Raw genomic sequence first — 26493 nt, forward strand, 5'->3', positions numbered from 1 at the left:
CCGTCGAGAGTTTTATTTTATCAAAAAGTTAATTGCCGGATTTAGGTCTCACCAACGTCATCTCCTCAATCAAATGCGTTGCACCGGCATACTTATCAATAATAAATAGTACATAACGAATATCGACCATGATGTTTCTACAGATGTCAGGGTCGTAATAAATATCGCTCATGGTGCCTTCCCAAACGCGATCGAAATTTAAACCTATCAAATTGCCGTTCGCATCTACCGCCGGACTACCACTATTGCCACCGGTAGTGTGATTGGTGCCAATAAACGCAACCGGTAGTTTACCATTGGCATCGGCATAGTTGCCGTAGTCTTTAGACTTGTGTAAATCGATTAACTTTTGTGGCACATCAAACTCGTAATCGCCGGGAACATATTTTTCTATCACACCGTCTAAATAAGTAACAGGCTCGTAATACACCGCATCTCTTGGCGCGTAGCCTTTTACTTTTCCGTAGGTAACTCTTAAAGTACCATTGGCATCGGGGAAATAGCGCTGCTCGGGTAATACCTCCATCAAAGCTTTCATGTATTGCATTTGCAAACCGTTAATTTGTGTATTCATCGTCTGCCATTGCGGCTCAATATCGCTATAAAACTCTTGTATAAATGGTTTTGCAAATTGGTAGGCGGCATCTTTATTTAAGTTTTCTACTATTTTCTCTTTGTTGCCTTCGAGTAATTTTAAGGCAGTTTTAGAATTGGTAAATGCCGTTTTTTCATAAATTGACGACTTAGCATATGGTACATAAAGCGGCATCACGGATTCAAAAACCGCCTTGTCAACATTGGCGTCGTAATTTCTGTAAATGGATTGCAAACGGCTTTTAACCGATTCTAAGGCCTTGTTAAAGGTATCCTCATCTGCTTTTGCGGCATTCTCTAACTGATACAACTGCATGGTGATTTGCATTAGTTCATTAGTTCGTAAAAACACCTCAGAAAAGGCATTTCGTTTGACGTTGACCGCTTCAAAGTTTTGATATAATTGTTCCAACTGAGGTAAAATATCGCCGTATTGCGACTCCAGGTTTTTAGCTTTTAATTGATCAGTAAATTGAGCTTCTAATTGACGTTTCACTTCAATGGCGCCACTTTTATGAATGCCTTGATTTTCGCCTATCCATTTTTTCCAGGCATTGGCAATACGCGCTTGCTTAGATGCATACTGAATGCGTACCTTGTCGCTGGCCTTCATATTGGCATCAATCACTTTTAAAGCAGCATCTCTAATGGCTATGTTTGTAGGGTTAATCTTGTTCACAATCTGATCTACTGCCACAGCCGGCAAATATTCGTTGGTTCTGCCGGGAAAACCCATAACAAGCGTAAAATCATCTTCGGCTACACCATCGAGAGAAATTGGTAAGTAATGTTTAGGGGTGAATGGTACGTTGTCCGGACTGTATTTAGCGGGTTTGTTGTTGGTATCGGCATAAATTCTAAAAATGGCAAAATCGCCGGTGTGTCTTGGCCATACCCAGTTATCGGTATCGCTGCCAAACTTGCCTATACTGGTCGGTGGCGCACCAACCAATCTGATATCTTCGTAGCGCTCAATGATGAATAAAAAGTATTGGTTTCCTTCATAAAAAGATTTTATTCTAACTAATTGCTGTGCTTCCTTTTCAGCTTCTGTTCTTACGTAATAGCTATTGCTGTCTATTTTTGATTGGCGGGTTTTGTCATCCATATCGGGTGTTACACCGTTCAACACACGCTCGGTAACATCTTCAATTCTAACAATAAACTCTACAAACAAACCGTCGTTTGGGATTTCTTCTTCCAATGACATGGCCCAAAATCCGTTTTTAAGATAATCGTTCTCAAGAGATGAATGCGACTGTATTTGTCCGTAGCCACAATGGTGATTGGTAAGTAACAATCCTTTGGGTGAAATGACTTCGCTGGTGCAACCATTGTTAAAATGAGCAATGGCATCTTTTAGGCTGGAGTTGTTAATGTCGTAAATATCAGCCGCGGTCAATTTACCGCCAAGCGATTGTATTTCAGACTCATTCATGCCTTCTAAAAGCGAAGGAATCCACATACCGCCTTGCTGGGCTTGTAATTGAAAAAGAATAAAAAGGAAGAAAATCTTAAGTAATTTCATTTTTGAAGTTTTTATTGCAGTAAAGTTAAACAATATGACCCAAATCCAACTGTTCAAAATTTAAACAACAATCTGCGGATTTTGTAAGCGTAGTTTGATTTATTTTTTATTAGTGATTTTAAAAGAGTGATTTAAACCGTGCACAGCATTTTACCATTTTTAAAACTTAACAACATTCAAATTTTTATACCACAAAGTTCCCAAAGAAGGCACAAAGCACTCAAAGTAAAAAGATATAATAACGCAGCTCAGTGACCTTTGTGCAAAACTTGGCGGCCTTTGTGGTTAAAAAAGCTTAAGCATTATGTTCTCAAAACCACTTTTTATGCGATTTTAATCAGTCAAAATGTTATGTTAGAAATCAAACATAAACCATGCGACACCAATCCAAACTTTCCTATTTAGATTCTTCTAATAGTTATCTTTCTATCAAATCTTTTTATATTTTTGGTATATGTCTGAAAATGAAATATCAAAGATTATTATCGGATGTGCTTTAGTAGTTCATAAGCAATTAGGACCGGGACTATTAGAAAGTGCTTATAAAGAATGTTTATTCTATAAATTACAGCAAGAAAGTTTATTTGTAGAGAAGGAAAAACCTATGCCATTAGTTTTTGAGGATATAAAATTAGAATGTGGCTATAGAATCGATCTGTTAGTGGAAAACAAAGTGGTTATTGAGTTAAAAAGTGTTGAGAGCTTAACAGATGTTCATTTGGCGCAAACTTTAACATACATGAAATTGGGTGGTTATAAATTAGGGTTGCTTATCAACTTTAATGTTGCGTTGTTAAAACAGGGTATTAAAAGAGTAATAAATGGCGATTTAAAGCATTAGTAACATACTTGCAGCGGTTTAAAATTTAACCACGAAGCTCACTAAGAAGGCACGAAGCACTCAAAGTAAAAAGTTATAACAACGCAGCTCAGTGACCTTTGTGCAAAACATGGTGGTCTTTGTGGTTAGAAAAGGGTAACCACAAAGTTCTCAAGGAAGGCACAAAGCACTCAAAGTAAAAATTTGTAACAACCCAACTCAGTGACCTTTGTGCAAAACTTGGTGGTCTTTGTGGTTAGAAAAGGGTTACCACAAAGTTCTCATGGAAGGCACAAAGCACTCAAAGTAAAAACTTGTAACAACCCAACTCAGTGACCTTTGTGCAAAACTTAGTGGTCTTTGTGGTTAGAAAAGGGTTACCACAAAGTATTCAAGGAAGGCACAAAGCACTCAAAGTAAAAATTATAACAACGCAACTCAGTGACCTTTGTGCAAAACTTAGTGGTCTTTGTGGTTAGAAAAGGGTTACCACAAAGTTCTCAAGGAAGGCACAAAGCACTCAAAGTAAAAACTTGTAACAACGCAACTCAGTGACCTTTGCTCAAAACTTGGTGGCCTTTGTGGTTAAAAAATCAATACAATAAATTCGCAAAACCACTTTTCATTTTAATTTAATCAAACAAAAATATTATATTAGAACACATACAAAAACCATGCATCACAAATCAAAATTACCCAATGTTGGAACTACTATATTTTCTGTTATGAGTGCTTTGGCGACGCAGCATCAAGCTATTAACTTATCGCAAGGTTTCCCCAATTTTGAAAGCGACCCCAAACTTATCGATTTGGTGAGCCAAGCGATGAATTCGGGATACAATCAGTACGCGCCAATGCCTGGAAGTTTAGACCTTAGACTGGCCATTTCGCATAAATACCAATTATTATATAACAGCAATTACCATCCTGAGCACGAAATTACGGTAACCGCCGGTGCCACACAGGCCATTTTCACCATTGTTTCGGCATTTGTAAGACCCAAGGACGAGGTGATTATTTTCACACCGGCATACGATTGCTATCAACCTGCTGTAGAACTCAACGGCGGTATTACTATTGAAATTCCGTTACACGCTCCAGATTACCGCATTGATTGGAATTTGGTTGCCAAAAAAATTTCAAGTCAAACCAAGCTCATCATCATCAATACACCGCACAATCCGAGTGGCACTATTTTAACCGAAGCCGATATGTTTCAGCTTGAAAAACTGACCAATAACACCAATATTATCGTGCTGAGCGATGAAGTGTACGAGCACATTATTTTTGACGGCGCCAACCACCAAAGCATTTGCAAATTTTCAAATTTAAAAGCGCGCAGTTTTATTACGGCATCGTTTGGTAAAACCTTTCACAACACCGGCTGGAAGATTGGCTATTGCTGCGCTCCTAAAGATTTGATGACCGAATTTAGAAAAGTACACCAGTTTAATGTGTTTTCGGTGAACCACCCGACGCAAAAAGGTTTGGCCGATTACATGCAAGACGCCGACACCTATTTAAAATTAGGTGAATTTTTTCAGCATAAAAGAGACTTGTTTTTAAGCTTAATTGCCAACACCAAATTCACATTTAAACCTGCGCAAGGCAGCTATTTTCAGGTGTTGAATTACAGCGCGCTCACCAATGAAGCCGACGTAGAATTTGCCAAACGCTTAACTGTAGATTACAAATTGGCATCAATACCGCTGTCGGTTTTTTATTCAAATCAACAAGATGACCGGGTGTTGAGATTTTGTTTTGCTAAAACCGATGACACTTTAAAACGAGCCACCGATATACTTTGCAAAATATCAGAAAAAATCATCAAGTAAAGTTTTGAAAATCTTTTAATTATAAATTTGTTTTACAGTTTTATATTTTGTATATTATAGGTTACAAAACAATAGAAAAAATGACAACAAGAATCTTAAAATTATTAGTAGTATTTGTATTATCGGTGTTTTTATATAACTGTGGAAGCAGTCACAATGTGATTCACGACGGAAAAGTTTACGAAGTAAAAGGCAATGAGTTTTACCAGGCAGGCGTTGACGTTACTGAGTCACTTTCTGAAGAAAAGCGCAGCAACATTAAAGAAACACTTAGCGAGCGACTGAAGCAAGATGCCGAATTTGAAGCCAAACAAAAAGAGCTGGAGAAACAACAGAAAGAACAAGAAAAAATTCAAAAACAAGCCGAAAAACAGCAGAAAGAGCTAGAAAAAAGGCAAGAAGCCATTGAAAAAGCCCAAAAAGAAAAGGACGATGCCCGAAAAGCCATGGTGAAAGCCAGTAATAAGCTTAAAAAAGAACAGAGAAAATACGACCGACTTTTAGAAAAAGGAAAATTGTCTCCTAACGATATAGAAAAGTGGGAAGAGAAATTAGAAAAGTTAAAAGCTGAAAAAGCAGAAGCTGAAGAAAAATTTAATACACTTTAAAATTTGGAAAACTTAAAAGTTCTACTGGTACAAACAGATTTAATTTGGGAACAACCCGAATCAAACAGGCAGCATTTAGAAGCACTCATAGCCGATAAGGCAGCCGAAGCCGATTTGGTAGTGCTACCCGAAATGTTCACCAGTGGTTTCACCATGAATCCGCAGTTGGTGGCCGAAACCATGAAAGGCGACACCATTACATGGATGCAAAAACTTGCAAAACAATACCAGACTGCCATTACCGGCAGTTTGGTTATTTTAGAAAACGGCGCCTATTTCAACCGATTGATTTTTGTGCATCCCAACGGCGACATCGACCAATATGATAAACGCCACACTTTTACCTTAGCCAAAGAACATCTGCATTACAATGCCGGAAAAGAAAAGATCATTATTAATTACCAAGGCTGGAAGATTTGCCCCATGATTTGCTACGATCTGCGCTTTCCGGTATGGTCCAGAAATGCAGATTACTACGATGTATTGTTGTACGTTGCCAACTGGCCCGAACCACGAGTGAATGCCTGGGATGCTTTGCTAAAAGCCCGCGCCATCGAGAATATGAGTTACTGCATTGGCGTGAACCGCGTTGGAAAAGACGGCAACAACCACAACTATGTTGGTCACTCAGGAGTTTACGATGTGCTAGGTCATAAAATAGATACGCTCAAACTTGAAGCAGAAAATGCGGCACTGGTAACTTTAGAAAAAGAACACGTACAATCTACAAGAGAAAAGCTGCGGTTTTTAGATGATAGGGATAAGTTCACGATTGATAATTAGGTTTTGATCTTATTTCTGTTTTAAATCAAAACAATGTCAATCCAAAAAAACAAACTCCAGCACATAATCACATTTGGCGCCTAATTCGGCCTCTCATTGGCATAAAACAAAATATCGTAATGACCAATAGTTATGCTTATTCGTCATTTTAATGTCGTGATTTTTTATCTGTTTAATCTTTTGCACGATCACAGCAACATAAATACGGAACCGAAAAGCTGTAAATCGAGCAGGAATAATTTATTCGGCTTCTACAAGTTTTGAGGAAGATCCTATGGGCGAGTGTAAATCAGCGAGTTGTGGTTATGGTGACAGCCAAAAACCATGTTCACAGTTCGATACGCAAAACGGAACGTGGGTTTGTAACTATTGCTGTATCCTGCCATAGTTTTATTAAAACCGTTTAGTTAATTAATTTATAAATAATTATAACCAAATTTATTTTTTTATACTTCTAAGCGGTTTTGTATTTTTAAAAAATTAAAACCCATCAAAATGAACTTTAACAAAAAATCAAGCCTGAGCATTTTACTTTTTATTTTTATAACTTTTTTCTTAATAATACGATTTTATCCAAAAGAAAAAACAAAAATCACATACCTAATTGGGCACATTGATGAAAAATATTTCGAAATAAACCAATTTGAATCAGAAGTCGTCAATATGAAGGGCACTATTGAAACAATCGTTACTTACCCTCATGCATACAGATATTTGTTAGAAAAAGATAAAGGCGTTTACCCATTTAGAAAAGGGTATTATTTTATTGATACATCTACTAAGTCAATTATTATTGATACGTTGTTTAACGCTTGTACTGATATTGTTTACTCAGATTCTAATCAAGAATATAAAGATAAATTCATCCCTTATCACTATAAAAATAGTTTTGAAAACTGCAGCAATGTGATAGAAAATGTTTATTTTAACCGTTCGGAAGACGATGTAAATTTAAATAATTACATTCTTGAAAATCCAGATTCTTATGTTGCACTTTGGCATTTAATAGAAAGAGTGAGCTTTCGAGGCTATTTAGACATAAGAAAAACAGCCTTATATAATTTTTCTAATGAGCTTAAACAATCTAAAATTTGGAAACTTCTTGAAGCCGATTTATCAAGACTTGAAAAATACGCTGTTGGTAATGTGTTACCAAAATTAAAGCTAAAGAATGATGCATTAAAAGAAGAAACACTTGATTTTTCATCTCTGGATGCTGAATACACCCTAGTTGAGTTATGGTTCTCGAGGTGTAAACCTTGTCATAAAGCATTTGAAGTATTAATTCCTATGCAAGAAAAATATAAGTCCAAAGGTTTCAACATAATTGGCATCTCAACAGATGTAACCGACGAAATTCCATTATGGCAAAAAACATTAGATAAGTATCAGTTTGAGTGGCAAAATTATTTAGATGAAAATTCTGCTGTTGCGAAAGAAATGAATATTAGTAGTTTTCCGTCAAATTTTTTATTAGATCAAAATGGTGTGATCATAAAAGTAAATATAACCCCTAAAGATTTAGAGATTTTTTTGGCGAACTCACTTTAAAATAGATTTATAAACTCACGTTTAAATGCGAATAATTGTTTATATCTAAATTTTAAGAAATTTTAAGACCTAATTTTATTTTTGGTCAGCACATCAGCATATTTTATATTTAAAACGGGTTTCACAACTGCTAATTATTAAACAAACTTTTCCGCTTTCGCTTACTTATTTTATGCTTTTGCACACCATACATCTTATTAAATTTTAATAACTTATACATCAAAATAAGCGGACACCGAAAAGCTTAAAGAGTAGGTTATAATTAAAACAATTTAATCATGTTAAAAAACATTTTAAATTTGAAAGGTGTTGTTCAACTAAATAGAGAACAACAGAAAAGTATTAATGGCGGTGGCACTTACAGTTGCTTTTGTGGTTTTGTTGGCGGAGAGTGGGAAGACTTTAAAGTACTTGTAGAGGCCGATAGTGTTGGAGATGCCTTAAACTCGATGAATTGCGGTGGACTTGGTGCCACCTGCGAAGGCGTTGGTTTTCATTAACTTTTAATACAAAAGGCTGTTTTTTTTGAACAGCCTTTTGTATTTCGCTAAAAATTTATCATTGGTATAAAAAATTTAACTACCTTTATATATGCGTTTTATGATAAACATGTTCAAACAATTGCTTGTATTGATATTACTATTCTTTGGGAATAACGCATTAGCACAAAAAAAATTAACCACCAATTTTAATTACCGAGTATCTTATGAACTCAATTATCACCTAGACTCTACCAATCTTGAAACTAAAAAAACAGAAGATGTGGTACTCTTTATAGGCAATGACCTATCGGTATATTCTAGCAAAGCCAAATTGTTTAAAAATGAAATCGTTGTTAAAGGAAATTCTGCTCATACCTCAAAACAGAGTATAACAGATTTTCCTTCTGTAATTATTAAGAATTTTAAAAAGAAACAATTGTTGTATACACTTCAAATTGTAGACGATTTCTTCTACTACGAACAAGATATGACGATCTCTAACTGGCAGTTGCATGAAGACACCAAAGAAATTCACGGCTATAAAGTACAAAAAGCAAGTACATCTTATGCAGGTAGAGACTATATTGCATGGTTCACAACAGACATACCAATTGCCGATGGCCCATTTAAATTTAATGGCTTACCTGGCTTAATATTAGAGATCTACGACACCTTAAAACACTACCATTTTACTCTTATTAATTTTGAGAAACTTAAACCCGAAGTCCCGTTTAAAATTAATTTAGGTCAGTACATAGTTACAAGCAAAGAAAAAATGTTTGAAGTTTGGTACCGTTACAGGAGAGATCCTTTTACTTATGTAAACAACCCAAATGTAAAAATAACTCCTGAAATACATCAAAAATACATTGAATCTTTTACTGCTTTACTAGCAAAGGAAAATAACCGAATAGAAAAGAATTAACCATTTTAAATGCAATGCAATTACGTACCAATACTACTATTTTGGATTGTTTCATACGCTTTTGGCCAAAATAGTGTTGAAGGATATGTAAAAGATATTAATAACACACCGTTATCAGGCGCTTTGGTTAGTTTAAAAAAATTAGACACAACTCATATAATAAACTACACCGTTTCAGATGCAAACGGATATTTTAAACTCATACTTAAATCAACCGAACAAGAATTACAAATAGATGTGTCTTTTTTAGGCTTTGAGACTGAAAGTAAAATAATTACAAACACAAATCAAACTATTAATTTCATTCTGTTAGAATCTGAAGAATCCTTGCGAGAAGTCATTATAAAAGCCTTCAACATAGAAAAAAGAAGCGACACTTTGAGTTATTCTGTATCTCAATTTAAAGATTTAAAAGACAGAACAATAGCTGATGTGATGAAAAAAATGCCAGGCATTGAAATTTTGCCAAATGGTCAAATTTATTATATGGGTAATCCAATAGAAAAATATTATATTGAAGGTTTGGATATGCTCGAAGGCAGATATAATCTCGCCAATGACAACATTTCGGCTGATGATGTAAGTAAAGTTGAAATTTTAGAAAACCATCAACCCATACGTGTTTTAGATAGCCTAATTTCAAGCGAGCGAACGTCTTTAAATATTAAATTAAAAAATAACACTACCGTTACTGGCACTGCAAAGATGGGTGCAGGATTTTCACCGCTATTGTTCGAAACAAATATTACACCCTTGCTATTTAAAAAAAACAGTCAATCACTACTTAGCTATCAATACAATAATACCGGAAACGATTTGTTGAGAAATAACAATGATTTTTCTGTTTTAAATAGTCAATTAAATGATATTGTATCTTCACAAAATTTATTAGCGATTAGACCTTTATCGCAACCGCCCTTAAAGAGCCAACTATGGTTAGACAACAAAGACCACTTCTTCTCTATTAATCATTTGTACCGCTTAAAAAACAAAACAGAGTTAAAACTTAACGTAGCCTATTTTAATGGCGACAGAACAGAAAATGGAGCAAGAAATACGGCCTATTTCACGGCCAATGATACTATAAGTTTTCGAGAAGATATCAGCAATAAGATTTATAGAAGCACTCTTAACACAAAATTGATTGTAGAAAAAAATTCTGACAAAAATTTTATAAAAAATGTTTTTAATATCTCCTCATTGTGGAATACCGAGCGAGGTGTCGTAAATAATAATAGCACAAATATCAATCAACGCGTTAAAAATCCTTTAATTTCTGTTAGTAATCAGCTTGAAATTATTAAACCTTTTGGAAAACAACTAGTAAATTTTAATTCTGTAGCAGCCTATTTAAAAACAGATGAAAGTTTAATGGTTAAACCGGGGCAATTTAACCAGATACTAAACAATTCAGAGAGTTTTGAACAAAACCGGCAAAATGTTGCAACTGCAACATTTTACACGCAAAACACTATTGGACTAACCAAAAAAGTGAAGTCATTTACCATTTCTCCAGAAATGGGATTCGATCTAAAAAATGAAAATTTGAGTTCTAGTCTATTTAAGCTTGAAGACCAAGCACTGACATCTCAAGATATCGAGTTCCAGAATGACTTATCTATGCTCAACTCTAATATATTCATTAAAAAGCGAATTCAATTCAAAAATAATAAATGGCTCGTTGTTTTAGATTCACCATTTTTATTGCGCTATTTTAATATCAACAACCAAATTTCAAACAACGATCAAAATTTAACGAGATTCAATTATGAACCTAGTTTAACAGCAACCAAAAAACTATTACCCTATTGGGAAGTTGGTATCAATGCTGGAATTAAAAATAATTTTGGTGGTTTAAATAGTGTTTATGACGGTTTTATACTTAAAAATTACCTAACGTTACTAAGGTATAATTCAATATTAAGCGAACAAAGAGCTTATAGTACAAGGTTTAATATTGGTTATAGAGATGCCTTAAATGCCATATTTACAAAATTATCGATTGCTCTGGGTGAAAATCAAAATAATTTATTATTCAATAATTTCATTGCAGATGATGGTTCTTTAATTGTTGAAACTTTTGAGCAAAATAATAAGAGTAGCTTTAACAGAATTGAATTAGTTGCCAGCAAATACTTTAACAATATTAAAACAACTGTTAATGCAACAGGTCGATATTCTTTAAATAAGTTACCCCAAATTGTAAACGGCGATTTAGTAACCTTCACAATACCTAGTCAATCTTATAAACTCAATATAGAATCTAACATCAATAAAATAATAAGTTTAAGTGCCGAAAGTTTAATTAACCTGTCTAAAATACGCTCAGAAACTACTAGTTTCAGTAGCATTAAAAATTGGGAGAATACCTTAAATGTGTTTTTCTACTTTAGCAATCGTCAGTATCTCAATTTCGAATTTGAAAACTATTTCAATAAAATTGGAGATAATACAAACAACAACACCTTCTTAAACTTAAGCTATCAGTTGACCATTAATAAGCCAAAGTTAGACACTAAAATATCTTGGACTAACATTTTAAACACTAACGACTATATAAGTTTATTTAATAATCAATTTTCAACAAATGCCAATGTGTTTGTTTTAAGACCGAGTCAGCTATTATTGAGTGTTCAGTTTTCGCTTTAATATTATGGTTGTTCAAATTTAATTTGAAAACTATGTTCTTGTATCCTAAAGCACTAAGTTTCGGATTTAAAATAATATGCTTATATTTATGAGATTAAACAATAATTCCCTCTTTAAATTTCAAAACATGACAGTCAAATCTATTTAATCTTATGAGACAATATTTTATATCATTTTCAATAATATTTTGTTCAATTTTGAGCTGTGATGAATTACCAGTAAAAGATAAATTAACGCAAGATTTTGAAATATTACATGTTGACTTTAAAAAATGGCATTCTTACCATTACCAAAATATTATTTTATCTACCAACTTTAAAGCTATAGATGATAGTAACGACAAAATAAGTAAAGAAGCTTTTTTAAAATTACTACGATCCGGTGAGTATATTACCTTAAAGTTAGAACAATATGATTCGGAGATAACGTACAAGCTTTTCAAACTAAACGAGGCCTCAGATGAGACTATTAAAAAATCCATAAAAATATATAGCTCCATAGCTTATGCCCATTTTAAGTTTGAAGGTAAAAAATTTCCTGATTTTCATTTTACAACACTTGACGGAACCAATTATACCAACGAAAACGTTAAAGGGCATTTCTTAATTGTAAAGTGTTGGTTTATTAATTGCAAACCTTGTATAGCCGAATTCCCAGAACTAAATGAATTAGTAGATGTGTATAAGTACGAAAAAGATATTATTTTTGTTAGCCTAGCTTTAGACCAAAACGATGCTTTGCGCACGTTTCTACAAAATAATACCTTCAACTACGAAACAGTAGGTTTACAAACATCTTTTATTAAAGAGTCTCTAAAAGTTTCTAGCTTTCCTACGCACTTTATTATTGATAAAAACGGCATAGTTGTTAAAGTTGTAAATAATGTTAAGGAATTAAAAATTGGACTAAAAAATCTTATTGAATCTGATAATTTGGGAGATATAAATAATAAAAATGAGTCTATGCCGGGCAGAGATTATCACAGAAGATTTAAGGTTGGTTGAGCGGTTTTTTTATCAGTTTAGAGATTTGTTAACACGTAAGTAATTGGTTAAATATTATTTACGAATAGTTCAACAAGCTACTTTGATAAAATGATTAAAATACTAACCTGTGAAACTTTCCGCTTTTGCTTACTTATTGGATGCTTTTACACATCTTATATCTAAATAAAATTCAGTAACTTACATTTCAAAATAAGCAGACACCGAAAAGCTTAGAGAGTAGGTTATAATTAAAACTATTTAATCATGTTAAAAAACATTTTAAATTTGAAAGGTGTTGTTCAACTTAGTAGAGAACAACAAAAAAGTATTAATGGCGGTGCAGGTAATTATTCGATAAAATGCAATAGCGGGGTTTGGATTCATCATGCTCCAAATGCCGAGCCAGAAACTACTTCGTTTGCTTGTCAAAATCAGGGTGGTTATTCGGGTGAATATATCTGTTCAGTTAATTGTGATTAAATCATTTTGAATTAAAGTGGATGTTTTAATTAAACATCCACTTTTCCAAAAAATAAATAAAAACAGATGAAAAATACAATCACTAAACTATTTATTATACTGTATATAATTTTAATCTCTTGCGTAGAAAAAAGTAAAAACATAAATCAACTACAAACTGAGCCCACTACAGATACATTAGTTAAACACGCACAAGTTGTTATAAATTTCAAATCAGACCGAAAGGAACTTTTGGATTATATCAATATTGTTGATTATGAAACTTTCTATGGCAATCAACCTTCTATTGATAAGGATAGAATTGATTCTACCCATTTAAAGATTGTGCTCAATTCCTTTACAAAATCTAAAATAATCGAGATGGTAATCTTTGACGCGCAGGAGATATATCAAACTAGAGTATTTATATCACCCAATGACACTTTAAATATTGAACTAATAGGCGGGGAAATGAGTTTTGTTGGTAAAAACAAGCACCATGGTTTTTTTAAATCTTTGGATAGTTTAACTAATAATTGGTCATCATTAGTCGCTAATAAAGGCTTAAACCATTATAAACAACAAAGTGTAGAACTTTATAATGAAAAAATCAATTTCTACGAAGATTTTATAAAAAAAAATAACACTACAGAAGAGTTTAACTCTCAAATAAAATCCGAAATTAAATTTGAATATTTATATAATTTGGTAGCACCAAGATCAAAAAAATCTGCGGATGGCGCATATAACCTAAATGATGAAAATGGATTGGGAAATTTGCTTGGGGATTCTTTTCTGGCAAATGAAAAAGAATTAATCAATTTGGAAAAATACTTTGATGGCATAGAGCTAGAATATTTTAAACAGAATCAACATATTGCAAACGACTATTATAAGAGAAGCTTAGTAATGTATATAAGACATTACTTTACTCAACAAGAATTTATTGATTACACAAGAGAAAATTTTGAAAGAGAGTTGCTATTTATTAATGAAAATCTAGACAACAACATTGCCAATTATGCAAAAGGAAGATTAATAACCGACTTTTTTGATAAAGGTTTTGGATTAGATGTTAAAAATAAGAACTATTTAAAAAGTCAAATAGACACATTTTTAGAAAATGATAATCTCCCGGATGATTATAAATCTGAAGTTGAAAAAGTCAAAGAAGAATTAACAATATTGAGTTCAAAAATTCCTAACGAAATACTCGAAGAGAAACTTTTAACCTATAATGGTGATACAATTACACTTAAGAATCTTATTGAAAGTTCAAAAAATAAACTATTGATAAGTTTTTGGGGTTATGAATCTAGATGCGACCCTTGTATTTTTGGAATACAAAGATTGAATAAGTTTGAATTAAATTACAATATTGATTTTAAATATATTTCTGTGGAAAATAATTCTGACAATTGGAAAAATGGCTTGAAATCTATTTCGCATTTAATAAATAAAGATCATCATTATAAAATATTAGATGACAATATGAAGTCTAAGATACTATCGTTTTTTAAAGTTAGAATTAATCAAACCATAGAGATACCGAGATATTTGGCAGTGGACAATAACTTCAACCTATTAATGAATAATATTCCTCGCCCTTTTGATAGTTTAGTATTTAAAAATTCATTAAAGAATTTATACGAACTCAACTTTGAAGAGTAAAAAGTTAATTTTAAGAATGGCAATTCTTAGTTTCATCAATGAATTGTCACACTTTAATCTAACAAAGTAAAAGTCTCAACATAATCAAAATTAGCGCGCACCTCAATTTCAGCTGGATGATAACTAATGCGCTCCGGTTGAAAATTATTTAAAAAACTGCCGGTGTCGTATCTGCCGTTTTGGTTGGTGTCAAAAATGGCTCTTAAATAATAGTTTCTGGGTGCTACATCAAAAAAATCAACAAAATTGTTGGTGTCGGCATAACGCTCGTACTTCACCTCATCTTTATCGTCTACCAACTGCACAATCAACGGTAGTTTGGCGTTTACCAAATTCACCCTAATATTGCCGTAATCAGATTTTTGCTTGGTGTTCAAACTAAAATTTAAGGTGTCGGTGGTGTTACCGTAAAAATCTTTAATGGCTTCGGGCAGGATTCTAATTTTGTATTGCTGCCGTTCTTCGGTTTCAAAATCGAATACAAATTTGTGCCATAAGGTGTCTAATTGTGTGGTGAACTGCACATCAACCGAGTCGCGATTCATAATACTTATCAAACTTTCATCTAAACTCACCAGCGGTATAGAACCTTCAAGCGAAAATTGCTTGCCAAAATCCAATGTCCCCGACGGATTGCCCGTAACGGTTAAACTGTCTGTATCTGCCTTAAAAAATTTGTGTTTTAGTGTGTCGGCATAAGTACCTTTTCTCACTAAAAACAAGGTGGAATCCAATTCTAACTTCGGCTTATACCAATAGTAAAGTGTATCGGCTTTGCTGTCTTTAGATATTTTAAAATCGAAGTCGCTTGGCAAGGTGTCTAAAAGTGTTATTTGCGAGCCTTTGTAATCGCCTTCAAAAGGAAATTGAATGCGCTGCTCAGCCACTTGTTTTGGCCGTAACACTTTAAAATCAATAATTTCATTAAACATTTTTAAGATGTAGCTCGTGTCTTTAGGCACGGTGACGACACCTTCTACAAAGCCAATTTTATCGGTTTTAGGCTGAAAGGTAAAATTGCTGGTTTGTTCTTTTAGCGCCACCATTTTATAGGTGCCGGCTTTGATATTTTCAATTTTAAAGGTGGTGACGCTGTCTAAGGTATTGGTAATGTATCTGGGTTTTTGCTTGTAGATAACAGAATCGGTGTAGGTTGAATCAACTTCGTACAACATCACCGAAATAAACTTATCGGTGATGCGTTTTTCGGAATCCATCACGCTGCCGGTTACCGTTAAAGAATCGATATAACTGCCTGTTGAAAACACGTAACGGTAATACGGATACGGATTTTCTTCATTATTATCTACAATACTATTGCCAAAATTAATGGCGTAAGTGGTATTGGCCAACAAGGTATCGGGCAGTTCTATGGTGATGTATTTACTGGCGGCACCCATAGGTGTTATAATGGGTTCGGGATCCATTGGCGGCGACACAATTAACTGTTTTCTCAGGTCTTTTAGTTTGACGTATTCATCGAAATAAATTTTAACCTCTTTGCTTTTAAAATTGATGCTGAAATTTTCTGGAACCGATCTGGTAATTACCGGTGGGTCTTCGTCTTTAAGTCCGCCATCAGGCATACCGCGATTGGCACAAGAAGCAATGGCTACTATAAAAAGTAATGCCAAAAGATATTTGATACCGGTATAAAAATATGTGATTTTCATGCGAAGCAAAGAAACAATTTTTATGAAAATAAACGGCAAATTTAATCCGTAATTGCCATGGTTGCCACACTTAGTTTGATATTTTTGGCTTTATTCAAAACTTCGGCGCATTTTTCTATGGTGGCACCGGTGGTGATAATGTCGTCTACCAGTAAAATGTGTTTGTTGTTTAATTCTTCCGGATTATTTATATCAAAAATGGCATTGGCGTCGCTCCATCTTGTCAATCTGTTTTTAAACACCTGCGTTTGGGTGTTGCTTACCTTCAACAGTAAATCTTCTCTGTATTCTGTTGCCAATGCGGTTGCAATGGCCTTTCCAAATTTAGAAACCTGATTGTAACCTCGTTTGCGTTGTTTGGCCTTGTGCAATGGTACCGGAATCACCACATCCACGGTTTTATAGGCTTCTATTTGTGCCAGTTCAGCACCCAACCATTCACCTAAAAACAAGCCAACATCTTCGTGGCCACGATACTTTAAATTATGCATGAGTTGTTGCACCATTCCCTTTTTTGAAAAATGTAAGAGTGCGGTGGCGTTCTCAACTTTCACCCTTCCGAAGAACACCTTTTTAACCCGATCGTCATCTTTAAAATGGAAATTGGTAACCGGTAACTGATGACGGCAATCGGTACAAACATGTAACTCGTTATCGCTTAAATGTCCGGTACAAGACAAGCAAACCTTCGGAAAAAACAAGTTTAACAAATTAATCACCACTTTATCGATAAAAATAATTTAACAATAAGATAATATTTACTTTCGCACCTAAATTTACGATTAATAATGATAGTTAACCCTCAATTATTTAACTACAGATTAATTAAAAGTACTTTAGTAATTGTTTTAGCGGTTTTCGGCGTTCTTGGATACTTAAAATATCAATCCATTGAAGCACAAAATGTATTCACAGAACAGGAAAACAAATTAATTGAACACGAGCTTGCTGAAGTTCTAAGGCAAAATGATCGGCTTTCAAATGAAAAGTCGGTTATTTTAGAAAACTTGGAACAGGCCAACGCGGTGTTACAAAATGCGCAGGATTCAATTGCTGAATTAACTTCAAATTTATCGGTGTTACAAGGTGTTAAAGCCGAAAATTACAGATTAAAGCAACAATTGGCGCAAGCCGATAATGTATTAGCGCAAACTTCTAATCAGGTATTAGCATTACAAAAAGAACTGCAGGCTAAAGAAACAGTTATTGAAACTGTATCAGAACCTACAGTAATGGCATCTAATGCTGTACTTGCTACCAGTTTTATTTCGGTTCAGGGGTTTGAAACCAACTCGGCCGCGCGCTATGCCACTTACAAGGCCAAACGTATTAATAATTTGGAAGTATGCTTTAACTTAGCAGGTAACGAACAAATTACACCGGGCAATAAGACTGTGTATGTACAAATTATCAATCCTGATAATAATGTTCTGGCCGATAAGGGCGTGGTTAAAAATAATAAGTATTCGTTGGTTTACAGCTTTAAAACCAATGTAGAATATTACAACCAAAACACCAAAGTTTGTGTGGCTGTTGAAGCCGACAGAGACGATAAACCGCTTCAAAAAGGCAACTATAAAATAAACATTTTCAACGATTTTACCTTAATTGGTAGTACAGAATTACATTTAGAGTAACTAGCTAAGTAATTATTTTTCAAAACCGTTCCACTAATTGGAGCGGTTTTTTATTTTTGCAGCATGGTAAACAACGACGATCAATTTAAAAAGGTAATCTCTCACGCCAAGGAGTACGGCTATGTGTTCCCCAGCAGTGAAATTTACGATGGCCTGAGTGCCGTCTACGATTACGCGCAAAACGGTGTAGAACTCAAAAAGAACATTCGCGACTACTGGTGGAAAGCCATGGTGCAAATGCACGATAATATAGTTGGCATAGATGCAGCCATTTTTATGCATCCTACCACGTGGAAAGCTTCGGGCCATGTCGATGCCTTTAACGACCCGTTAATAGATAATAAAGATTCTAAAAAACGCTATCGTGCCGATGTATTGGTAGAAGATTACTGCGCTAAAATTGAAGCTAAAATTGACAAAGAAGTCGAAAAAGCTGCCAAACGCTTTGGCGATGCGTTTAACAAACAGGAATTTATAACTACCAATCAACGTGTGGTAGATTATCAAGCAAAAATTGAAAGCATTTTATCGCGTTTGGGCAAATCCTTAGAAAACGAAGATTTAGCCGATGTAAAAGCATTGATTGAAGAACTTGAAATCGCCGACCCATTAACAGGTAGCCGCAACTGGACCGAAGTGAAACAGTTCAACCTGATGTTTGGTACCAAAATAGGTGCTTCGGCCGAGCATAGTACCGACCTTTATTTACGTCCGGAAACCGCGCAAGGTATTTTTGTTAACTTTTTAAACGTACAAAAAACCGGCCGTATGAAAATACCATTTGGTATTGCTCAAACCGGAAAAGCCTTTAGAAACGAAATCGTTGCCAGACAATTTATCTTTAGAATGCGCGAGTTTGAACAGATGGAAATGCAGTTCTTTATCAAACCTGGAACCCAGCAAGAATGGTACGATTACTGGAAAGAAACGCGCCTTAAATGGCACCAGTCGCTTGGTTTGGGTGACGAGAATTACCGCTTTCACAATCACGAAAAATTAGCCCATTACGCCGATGCGGCCTGCGATATTGAGTTTAAATTCCCATTCGGATTTAAAGAATTGGAAGGTATTCACTCGCGCACCGACTTCGATTTGAGTCAGCATGAAAAATATTCGGGTAAAAAATTACAGTATTTCGATCCGGAAGAAAACAAAAGTTACGTGCCATATGTATTAGAAACCTCGATTGGTTTAGACCGTATGTTTTTGGCTGTGTTTTCAAACTCGTTGGTTGAAGAAGAACTGGACAACAATACTACTAGAACCGTTTTAAAACTACCCGCTGTTTTGGCGCCGTTTAAAGCGGCCGTGTTGCCGTTGGTTAAAAAAGACGGTTTACCCGAAATTGCCAAAGACATCGTGAACCAGTTGAAGTGGGATTTTAACGTAGATTACGACGAAAAGGATGCTGTAGGAAGACGTTACAGAAGACAAGATGCCAACGGTACACCATTTTGCATCACGGTAGACCACGAGACTTTAGAAGACCAAACCGTGACCATTAGACACCGTGATACCATGGAACAAAAACGTGTAAAAATTGACGAACTGCGCGATTTAATTAAGCAAGAGGTTGATATGAAACACTGGTTAATGAAGATGTAACCAATGCCTGCGAAAGCAGGCATCTCATGATTCAAAAGACGGATTTTCCTTGTATTCCAATTTTTGCTGCCGTGAGAAAAGCATGGCAAAGAAACCAAGTCTTCGTCCAGCTACAACAACATTCATCCCAAATAATTCTGAATAAAAAACCCAAGCGCAAACTTGGGTTTTTTCATTTCGCTTTAGAAAATTACTAGAATCGTATCCCTAAATTTACCCCAAATCTAGGTTCAACATTATCGATATACTCATCATTATTATTCCCGCCTAAATCTCTGGCGATTTCTCCAAATATCATTAGAGAAAATTTATTGTTGAATATCCATTTATGACCTAAACCAAAACCGGCAGAGAAGCCATCAATGTCATAACTAAATTCATATGGTGTAAAATTTCCATTACCATCAAAAAACCAACCTTCGTCAGTGGTGATCTCTCCTGATCTAATTTTTAACTGCGGATAAAAGAAAAAACCGGCATGGTCTTTAGACTTTGAAAAGTAAATTAAATACGCCGCTTTAAAACTAAAGGCACTGTTATCTTCTATATAACCAACATCATAATAGGCGAAGGTATCAAAAAAGGTAGCGGAAACCAGTAACGATTGGTTGCCTTCAAATAATCGTTCGTAAGTGATATTAAAAGAACCGGCAACAACCAAATCAAAAAGGTTTGATGAAATTTCGTTACGCTTTATTTGTTCTTCTAAATTTTCCTGACTAAAAGAAACAAACGACATAAGAGCCAATAATAATACAAGAGTTTTTTTCATAAAATTTAAGTTAAGTAATTATATTGTAAATTCTTAGTTTTTGTCAAAGATGCGAAAAGTATCGAAAAGTTGCGTAAGAAAATACTTAAAATTTATTTTTATACCTCATTGAATCCATTGGTTGAAATAATTTTTAAGAATTATTGTGATATGTATCGCGTTTTAGAAATTAATAATAATGAAGCATTTTGTCTCTTCAATTTGGAGATTCCTGCTTTCGCAGGAATTTAGAAGTAAGCGCGCAATTGGACGGTTCCGGTGTGAATGGTTCTTGAACTTTCGCTTTTTCTTCCGAAGTAATTTAAATTTAAATCTAAAAATTTGGTAAGCTTGCGTTGCGCCAATAAACTCCAAGTAAAATTATTACCCGGTTGTAAACCTTCTAGCATCTGGTACGCAACAGGAGAATTGGAATTGCCGTTAAAGGCATTTTTAAAATAATTAAACTCGCCCGTAAGTGCTATTTTATCGGCTTTATTAAAGGTGAATGAAGCGCCGTAATTGTTTTGAACTAAGGTTTCTAAATTACCAATGGTATTGTCTTTGGTAACGTGATTATAAAATACATTAAACTGGGCGTTCTCATCAAAAATATACGACAATTGGGGTTGCAACCTCAATTCTTCCAATTTAAAATCGCGTGCCGCAAAGTTTTCGTTAGAGCTTTCATTATTGTCGAAAGTAGATTGTAAGGTTACCAGCCAACTGTTAGCAAATTTATGGTTAAAATTGATTTGGTGACTTTTAACCGTGTTTTCAATAATGCCAACCGATAGCAAACTTCTGCTGGCGTTACTCAAAAACGTGTAAGACGTGGTGTATTTTTGTTGTCCACGATTGTAAAAAATCACATTTCTGATACTCTGATTGAGGGCTAACAAATCCGACTCGTCGCCACTAAACGGATTTAAATTAAGCACATTGCCTTCGCGATTGGTTTTTCGGTCTATTAAAAAAGAGGTTTGATTGTAAAAATGCGACCAAAATTGTTTGGATTTAGACTCTGATACATTCCATTGCTGCGGATTAATAGTAACCGACTGGCTAAACCTGTTTTGATGCGTTCTTACAAAAACCTGATTAGGTAACAATACCCTGATAAAACTCGCCTGATCCTGAAACTGGGCAATTTCAAATTCGTCTAATTCTTGAATACCATTACCGTTATAATCAATCCAGGTATAGGTGCCTTGTCCGGGTTCTACTTCAACATAGGTAAAATCCTGCTGTGGCAAAGTTCCGGCGTTGGTTTCGAAAATGGTGTTTAAAAGAATAATGTTATCGGCCAACTTTTGATTGTAGGTTAATCTCGAATTCAACGATTGCTCATTTTGAGCCAGTTCGTCTCGAGCCTTTAAACTTCGGTAGTTAACGAACAACTGTAAGGTGGCTTTGGTATTTTGAATCATCCTAGATTTTAAATAGTAGGTTTCGGAAGTATTCACGCGCTTTAAATTATTGTCCCGCAAACTGTCGTTGGCTCTTAAAATGGCACCAACTTCCACAAAAACTCCGGTGCTATCGCCTATGCCCGTAAACACTTCACCAGAAGTAAAACGCTGACTCAAATTGGTTAGCAGCTGTGTAGCGTTTTGAGTTTGCACATTATCTTCGGCTGCAATTTTAGTTCCTATATATTGGTTTTTCATATTGTAAACCAATCGGTTAAAAGTTCTAAAAAAGGTAGAACTGTTGATAACACCTGTATTATTTAAATAACTGCTGTTGCTGAAAATATTAAACTTCCCCAACCGTAAATCGGCAAATAAGCTGTGTTTGTTACCGTTAAAACTTCCCGAGTAATTTAAATGCTGAAAATTATAAAAGGCATTGCCTTTTTTAGCGTGCGATAATTGCAAACCACTGGTAAACAACAGCTGATTTCCAATCGGATTGTCTAGATTCCAATCTCGTATAAATTCGGCTTGATACAAGCGCTCGATAGTTCTAAAATTCTTTTGAATAAAGTCGGCATCGGCAATGGCGGCGAGATTCCAAAGACTGTCGTTCTTAACCAATTGTTGTTGTAGTTTTAGCTTGGCCGCAAAACCGTCGTTATCGTCATTATCGATGTCTGAAAACAAATTCCGATCGTTTTTACTGCCTGCCAGCTCAAAAAATACATTGGTTTTTTCAGATGGCGTGTACAATCCGTTAACCACAGCCACTTGTAATCGAGTTGGTGCGATTAGCTGTACAACAGGTTCATAATTACCTTGAGGAACACCGTTTACCGGTGGTACATATTCAAAAATATTACTGATGGCCTGAATATTACTTAACACATAATTACCTTGATTTTCGCCAACCAAAGTGAAACGAACGCTAAAAAGCTCGTCGTTTGGGTTGTTTGAAAACACAAATATTTCTTCGCCGTCAATAATTTCTTTTCGATATAAAATGCGGTTTTCAGAAAAATCCTGAGCTATGGCCGATGGCGCTACCATTTGCGAAGTGTCGTTACCCGCATTGGCTAAAATCTCTATTTGCTCTGTCGATAAATTTTGCTGTAAGGGTTGATTTTTAGCATCACTTTCAGAATAAAAGGTGGCATTTAACTTGAGTTTTTCGCTTTCGTAATTAGAACCGCCATAAACTATAAATCGCGAATAATTGCGCTCGCTAAACTGATAATCTACCGTAATTCGCATTTCGGAGGTGATGGGAAAGGTAGAATTAAAAATAATCTCTCCTGCGTTGTAATCGATGATGTAATCTTCATTTTCACCTCTCCTTAAAGGCACACCATTGACGTACACAGTTTCGCTACCCGAAACAATTAGTACGAAAAGTTGATCGTTTTGCCCACGCAATTTGTACGGACCCTGATTACCTTCTTGAGCCGTGAACCGGCTAGTGGTAAATTGCCCACGTACCAAAGCACCCGATGCAAAGACGTTGGTGTGAGATTCATCGTGATCGAGTTTAAAATTCACCGCCAATCCCTGAACACGCTTGGTAAAATTGGCAAAATGACTGTTGGCATTTACCAAATCGATATCGCCGGCTCTGATGTTCCAGGTATCGCTAAAAATCTCAATAAAGACCTGATCAAATTCGTCCAAACGTTGTGAGTAACCGCTTTGTTGCAAGGGAATATTGGCATCTTGAATGGAAGCTCTTAGCGTTACTTTATCGCTCAGTTTTCCTGAAATCTGTAAATCGAGCTCGCTGTTTAACACCGAATTTTGATTGTTACCAATAGTCACACCGCGCGAAATACTACCCGATGTATTTAACCCTTCAAACGGAACAAAATTTCGGGCGTCACCTTGCTGATTAATTTGATAAAACTTATTGAGATTTGACTGATTGGCCACAATTAAATCCTTACTGAGCTGTTGATATTTTTTGGTGAAAAAATTAGGGTACTTTAAGTAGTTAATGATAATAGAATCGGTTTCAACAGGTTTTTTAAATGTGAGAATGGCTCTAACAAAATCTACACTGTAATAACTAGAATCCAGCAATATGTTAGTTTTGGTTTTAACTTCAAAAACAGCCGGATTAATACTGGTACTATCAATTTGAACTGAATCGGTAACAGCCATTTTTTTAGTTCGGTAGTTAGAAGGTACATCTTGAGCGCCAAGCAGGTTGACACCAAAAAACAAACCTAAACACAACAATAACCTCATGGATTATAAAACTACAAAAGCCTTTAAATATTTTACCGTTAAAACAACCTAAAATATAGGGTGTAAATGTACCAATATATTTGGTTGCAACTGAAAGCATCAGGATGAGCCTAACAACTCCTTTTGCAGTGAAAAATAATATATTCGCCGCATTTTTACGGTAATTAATATGTATATTTACCGCATAATTTATTTGATCAGTGGCAAAATACATTTACGAATATAAGATATGGCCCAATTTTATCTGGGATGACAGAGTCGTTAATGCCCTGTTTGGTGAGGTAAAATTAATGCAAGGTAAAATCATTGGAGAAATGAACGCCTTGGGCTTTTCGGCAAAAGAAGAAGCTACATTAAACACCTTAACATTAGATGTAGTTAAATCTTCTGAAATTGAAGGTGAATTGCTTAATTACCAACAAGTAAGATCGTCAATTGCCAGACGTTTAGGTATTAATACGGCAGGTCTGATCCCGAGTAACCGATATATTGAAGGTGTTGTTGAAATGATGCTTGACGCCACGCAGAGACATGAGTTACCACTCACCGAAGAACGATTGTTTGGTTGGCATGCAGCCCTTTTCCCTACAGGTTATAGCGGACCTTACAAGATAGAAGTAGGTAAATACCGTACGGGCAGAATGCAAATAGTTTCAGGTGGTATGGGTAAAGAAAAAGTCCATTACGAAGCCATCGAACCTAAATTGGTTAAAGTGCAAATGGATGACTTTTTGACTTGGTTTAACAACAATCATAGTCTTGACCCTGTTTTAAAGGCTGCTATTGCTCATTTTTGGTTTATAATCATTCACCCTTTCGACGACGGAAATGGTCGAATTGCCCGCGCCATCACCGATATGCTTTTAGCACGCGCCGAACATAGTAGTGAGCGTTTTTACAGTATGTCTAGTCAAATTTTAATTGAGCGACAAGGTTATTACAACATCTTGCAAAAAGTACAACACAGCACAGGCAATATCACCGAATGGCTCGAGTGGTTTTTACACTGCCTTAAAAATGCCATCATGGCCACCGAACATACCACGCAAAACATCCTGCACAAGGCCCAATTTTGGAAATTAAATGAACAAACACCCATCAACGAAAGACAACGTTTGATGCTCAATAAACTTCTTGACGGATTTGAAGGAAAACTAAAAACATCTAAATGGGCAAAGATTACGAAAGTATCAACTGACACAGCACTGCGTGATATCAAGGATTTAGTAGAAAAGGGTATCTTGCAGGAAACTGCTGAAAAAGGCAGAAGTACTAATTATGAATTGACTTATCGAGCGGATTAGTTATCATTAACATTCAGATTGTAATCAACTTATCCTTAATGATAAAATATGATAAGCACCTGTATTTTTGTGAGAATTATGACGCAGCTTATTTCCTCATATAAAACACATTTTATCTTATATTACAGTTAAAACAACCTAAAATATAGGGTGTAAATGTACCAATATAATTATTTTCGTGGCTTAACAAAGATGCATCCCAATGAAAATAGCTTCGTATAACGTTAACGGCATTCGCGCTGCGCTCAACAAAGGTTTTTTAGACTGGCTTAAAGCCGCCAATCCTGATGTAATTTGCCTTCAGGAAATAAAAGCCAACAAAGATCAATTAGACTTAGAATTGTTCGAAAAAGCCGGTTATCCTTACCATTACTGGTTTAGCGCACAAAAAAAAGGATACAGCGGCGTCGCCATTTTAAGCAAAACCCAACCTAACCACGTTGAATACGGCACCGGAATTGCCTCGATGGATGACGAAGGAAGAAACCTCAGAGCAGATTTTGATCAGGTATCTGTAATGAGTCTGTATTTGCCATCCGGCACTAACGACGCCCGTTTGCAGCACAAATTTGATTATATGGATATGTTTCAGGAGTATATCAATCAGCTAAAAACAGACATTCCAAATCTAATTATTTGCGGCGATTACAACATCTGTCATAACGAAATAGACATTCACAATCCCAAAGGTCTTAGTAATGTTTCAGGCTTCTTACCCGTTGAGCGCTTGTGGCTTGGAAACTTTATAGACAGCGGTTTTGTAGATTCGTTTCGCTTCCTCAACCCCGAAAACCAAACTTATAGCTGGTGGAGTTACCGTGCCAATTCCCGCAACAACAATAAAGGCTGGCGCTTAGATTATGCTATGGTGGCAAAACCCTTACAACAAAATATCAAGCGCGCCGTTATACTCACAGAAGCGGTGCACAGCGATCACTGCCCAATTTTATTAGAACTCGATGTATAAAATAAA

Annotated in this window: 20 protein-coding genes; 15 read left to right on the top strand and 5 right to left on the bottom strand. The window is 35.2% G+C overall.

Annotated elements, in window-relative coordinates; translation table 11 throughout:
* Positions 1-28: 28 nt before the first annotated feature.
* The gene (locus tag FJ651_RS03820) at positions 29-2122 is read right to left on the bottom strand and encodes a S46 family peptidase (protein ID WP_140989090.1); all 2094 of its coding nucleotides are present in this window, start codon (positions 2120-2122) and stop codon (positions 29-31) included.
* 454 nt (positions 2123-2576) lie between these two features.
* Here FJ651_RS03820 and FJ651_RS03825 point away from each other — a divergent pair, with 454 nt between their 5' ends.
* The 11 genes from FJ651_RS03825 (at position 2577) to FJ651_RS03875 (ending at position 14891) form a co-directional block, all read left to right on the top strand.
* Positions 2577-2963, top strand: coding sequence for a GxxExxY protein (locus tag FJ651_RS03825; RefSeq protein ID WP_140989091.1), 387 nt, complete (start codon positions 2577-2579; stop codon positions 2961-2963).
* 653 nt (positions 2964-3616) lie between these two features.
* Positions 3617-4777 carry a methionine aminotransferase gene (locus FJ651_RS03830; RefSeq protein ID WP_140989092.1) on the top strand — a complete coding sequence of 387 codons (1161 nt, stop codon included), beginning with the start codon at positions 3617-3619 and terminating at the stop codon, positions 4775-4777.
* An 80-nt stretch (positions 4778-4857) separates the two neighbouring features.
* Positions 4858-5385 carry a hypothetical protein gene (locus FJ651_RS03835; protein ID WP_140989093.1) on the top strand — a complete coding sequence of 176 codons (528 nt, stop codon included), beginning with the start codon at positions 4858-4860 and terminating at the stop codon, positions 5383-5385.
* A 3-nt stretch (positions 5386-5388) separates the two neighbouring features.
* Positions 5389-6168: an amidohydrolase gene (locus FJ651_RS03840; protein WP_140989094.1), complete on the top strand. Its 780-nt coding sequence runs from the start codon at positions 5389-5391 to the stop codon at positions 6166-6168.
* Between the two features lie 495 nt (positions 6169-6663).
* Entirely contained in the window at positions 6664-7719 is a 1056-nt protein-coding gene (locus FJ651_RS03845; RefSeq protein WP_140989095.1) for a TlpA family protein disulfide reductase, read from the top strand.
* Between the two features lie 278 nt (positions 7720-7997).
* On the top strand, positions 7998-8219 hold the full coding sequence (locus FJ651_RS03850) for a hypothetical protein (RefSeq protein WP_140989096.1): 222 nt from the start codon (positions 7998-8000) through the stop codon (positions 8217-8219).
* Between the two features lie 109 nt (positions 8220-8328).
* On the top strand, positions 8329-9126 hold the full coding sequence (locus tag FJ651_RS03855; RefSeq protein ID WP_140989097.1) for a GLPGLI family protein: 798 nt from the start codon (positions 8329-8331) through the stop codon (positions 9124-9126).
* 9 nt (positions 9127-9135) lie between these two features.
* Complete coding sequence (locus FJ651_RS03860; RefSeq protein ID WP_140989098.1) at positions 9136-11775, top strand: carboxypeptidase-like regulatory domain-containing protein; 2640 nt, start codon at positions 9136-9138, stop codon at positions 11773-11775.
* A 152-nt stretch (positions 11776-11927) separates the two neighbouring features.
* Positions 11928-12779 (top strand): TlpA family protein disulfide reductase, encoded by an 852-nt coding sequence (locus tag FJ651_RS03865; protein WP_140989099.1) that lies wholly within the window; start codon positions 11928-11930, stop codon positions 12777-12779.
* A 246-nt stretch (positions 12780-13025) separates the two neighbouring features.
* Positions 13026-13241, top strand: coding sequence for a hypothetical protein (locus tag FJ651_RS03870; RefSeq protein ID WP_140989100.1), 216 nt, complete (start codon positions 13026-13028; stop codon positions 13239-13241).
* 66 nt (positions 13242-13307) lie between these two features.
* The gene (locus FJ651_RS03875) at positions 13308-14891 is read left to right on the top strand and encodes a hypothetical protein (protein WP_140989101.1); all 1584 of its coding nucleotides are present in this window, start codon (positions 13308-13310) and stop codon (positions 14889-14891) included.
* A gap of 53 nt (positions 14892-14944) precedes the next feature.
* Here FJ651_RS03875 and FJ651_RS03880 read toward each other — a convergent pair whose 3' ends face one another.
* The gene (locus FJ651_RS03880; RefSeq protein ID WP_140989102.1) at positions 14945-16564 is read right to left on the bottom strand and encodes an Ig-like domain-containing protein; all 1620 of its coding nucleotides are present in this window, start codon (positions 16562-16564) and stop codon (positions 14945-14947) included.
* A 41-nt stretch (positions 16565-16605) separates the two neighbouring features.
* Positions 16606-17265, bottom strand: coding sequence for a ComF family protein (locus tag FJ651_RS03885; protein WP_246085300.1), 660 nt, complete (start codon positions 17263-17265; stop codon positions 16606-16608).
* Positions 17266-17352: 87 nt separating this feature from the next.
* Between FJ651_RS03885 and FJ651_RS03890 the strand changes: the two genes are divergently transcribed.
* Both FJ651_RS03890 and FJ651_RS03895 read left to right on the top strand, forming a co-directional pair.
* Complete coding sequence (locus tag FJ651_RS03890; protein ID WP_140989104.1) at positions 17353-18201, top strand: hypothetical protein; 849 nt, start codon at positions 17353-17355, stop codon at positions 18199-18201.
* 63 nt (positions 18202-18264) lie between these two features.
* A complete protein-coding gene (locus tag FJ651_RS03895; protein WP_140989105.1) occupies positions 18265-19806 on the top strand; it encodes a glycine--tRNA ligase in 1542 nt (513 codons plus the stop codon).
* A 193-nt stretch (positions 19807-19999) separates the two neighbouring features.
* On the opposite strand, the gene FJ651_RS03900 is transcribed toward FJ651_RS03895, so the two are convergent.
* Both FJ651_RS03900 and FJ651_RS03905 read right to left on the bottom strand, forming a co-directional pair.
* On the bottom strand, positions 20000-20578 hold the full coding sequence (locus FJ651_RS03900) for a hypothetical protein (RefSeq protein WP_140989106.1): 579 nt from the start codon (positions 20576-20578) through the stop codon (positions 20000-20002).
* Positions 20579-20805: 227 nt separating this feature from the next.
* On the bottom strand, positions 20806-24216 hold the full coding sequence (locus FJ651_RS03905) for a hypothetical protein (protein WP_140989107.1): 3411 nt from the start codon (positions 24214-24216) through the stop codon (positions 20806-20808).
* Positions 24217-24416: 200 nt separating this feature from the next.
* Between FJ651_RS03905 and FJ651_RS03910 the strand changes: the two genes are divergently transcribed.
* Together FJ651_RS03910 and FJ651_RS03915 are read left to right on the top strand one after the other, a co-directional pair.
* Positions 24417-25520: a Fic family protein gene (locus FJ651_RS03910; protein WP_140989108.1), complete on the top strand. Its 1104-nt coding sequence runs from the start codon at positions 24417-24419 to the stop codon at positions 25518-25520.
* A gap of 202 nt (positions 25521-25722) precedes the next feature.
* Entirely contained in the window at positions 25723-26487 is a 765-nt protein-coding gene (locus FJ651_RS03915) for an exodeoxyribonuclease III (protein WP_140989109.1), read from the top strand.
* Positions 26488-26493 lie beyond the last annotated feature (6 nt).

This window comes from Paucihalobacter ruber (genome assembly GCF_006494535.1).
Classification (GTDB): Bacteria; Bacteroidota; Bacteroidia; order Flavobacteriales; family Flavobacteriaceae; genus Paucihalobacter; species Paucihalobacter ruber.

Coding starts and splice junctions, on each gene's coding strand:
- FJ651_RS03820 (WP_140989090.1), bottom strand. CDS start 2,122: ATGAAATTACTTAAGATTTTCTTCCTTTTTATTCTTTTTCAATTACAA.
- FJ651_RS03825 (WP_140989091.1), top strand. CDS start 2,577: ATGTCTGAAAATGAAATATCAAAGATTATTATCGGATGTGCTTTAGTA.
- FJ651_RS03830 (WP_140989092.1), top strand. CDS start 3,617: ATGCATCACAAATCAAAATTACCCAATGTTGGAACTACTATATTTTCT.
- FJ651_RS03835 (WP_140989093.1), top strand. CDS start 4,858: ATGACAACAAGAATCTTAAAATTATTAGTAGTATTTGTATTATCGGTG.
- FJ651_RS03845 (WP_140989095.1), top strand. CDS start 6,664: ATGAACTTTAACAAAAAATCAAGCCTGAGCATTTTACTTTTTATTTTT.
- FJ651_RS03850 (WP_140989096.1), top strand. CDS start 7,998: ATGTTAAAAAACATTTTAAATTTGAAAGGTGTTGTTCAACTAAATAGA.
- FJ651_RS03855 (WP_140989097.1), top strand. CDS start 8,329: ATGTTCAAACAATTGCTTGTATTGATATTACTATTCTTTGGGAATAAC.
- FJ651_RS03860 (WP_140989098.1), top strand. CDS start 9,136: ATGCAATGCAATTACGTACCAATACTACTATTTTGGATTGTTTCATAC.
- FJ651_RS03865 (WP_140989099.1), top strand. CDS start 11,928: ATGAGACAATATTTTATATCATTTTCAATAATATTTTGTTCAATTTTG.
- FJ651_RS03870 (WP_140989100.1), top strand. CDS start 13,026: ATGTTAAAAAACATTTTAAATTTGAAAGGTGTTGTTCAACTTAGTAGA.
- FJ651_RS03875 (WP_140989101.1), top strand. CDS start 13,308: ATGAAAAATACAATCACTAAACTATTTATTATACTGTATATAATTTTA.
- FJ651_RS03880 (WP_140989102.1), bottom strand. CDS start 16,564: ATGAAAATCACATATTTTTATACCGGTATCAAATATCTTTTGGCATTA.
- FJ651_RS03890 (WP_140989104.1), top strand. CDS start 17,353: ATGATAGTTAACCCTCAATTATTTAACTACAGATTAATTAAAAGTACT.
- FJ651_RS03895 (WP_140989105.1), top strand. CDS start 18,265: ATGGTAAACAACGACGATCAATTTAAAAAGGTAATCTCTCACGCCAAG.
- FJ651_RS03900 (WP_140989106.1), bottom strand. CDS start 20,578: ATGAAAAAAACTCTTGTATTATTATTGGCTCTTATGTCGTTTGTTTCT.
- FJ651_RS03905 (WP_140989107.1), bottom strand. CDS start 24,216: ATGAGGTTATTGTTGTGTTTAGGTTTGTTTTTTGGTGTCAACCTGCTT.
- FJ651_RS03915 (WP_140989109.1), top strand. CDS start 25,723: ATGAAAATAGCTTCGTATAACGTTAACGGCATTCGCGCTGCGCTCAAC.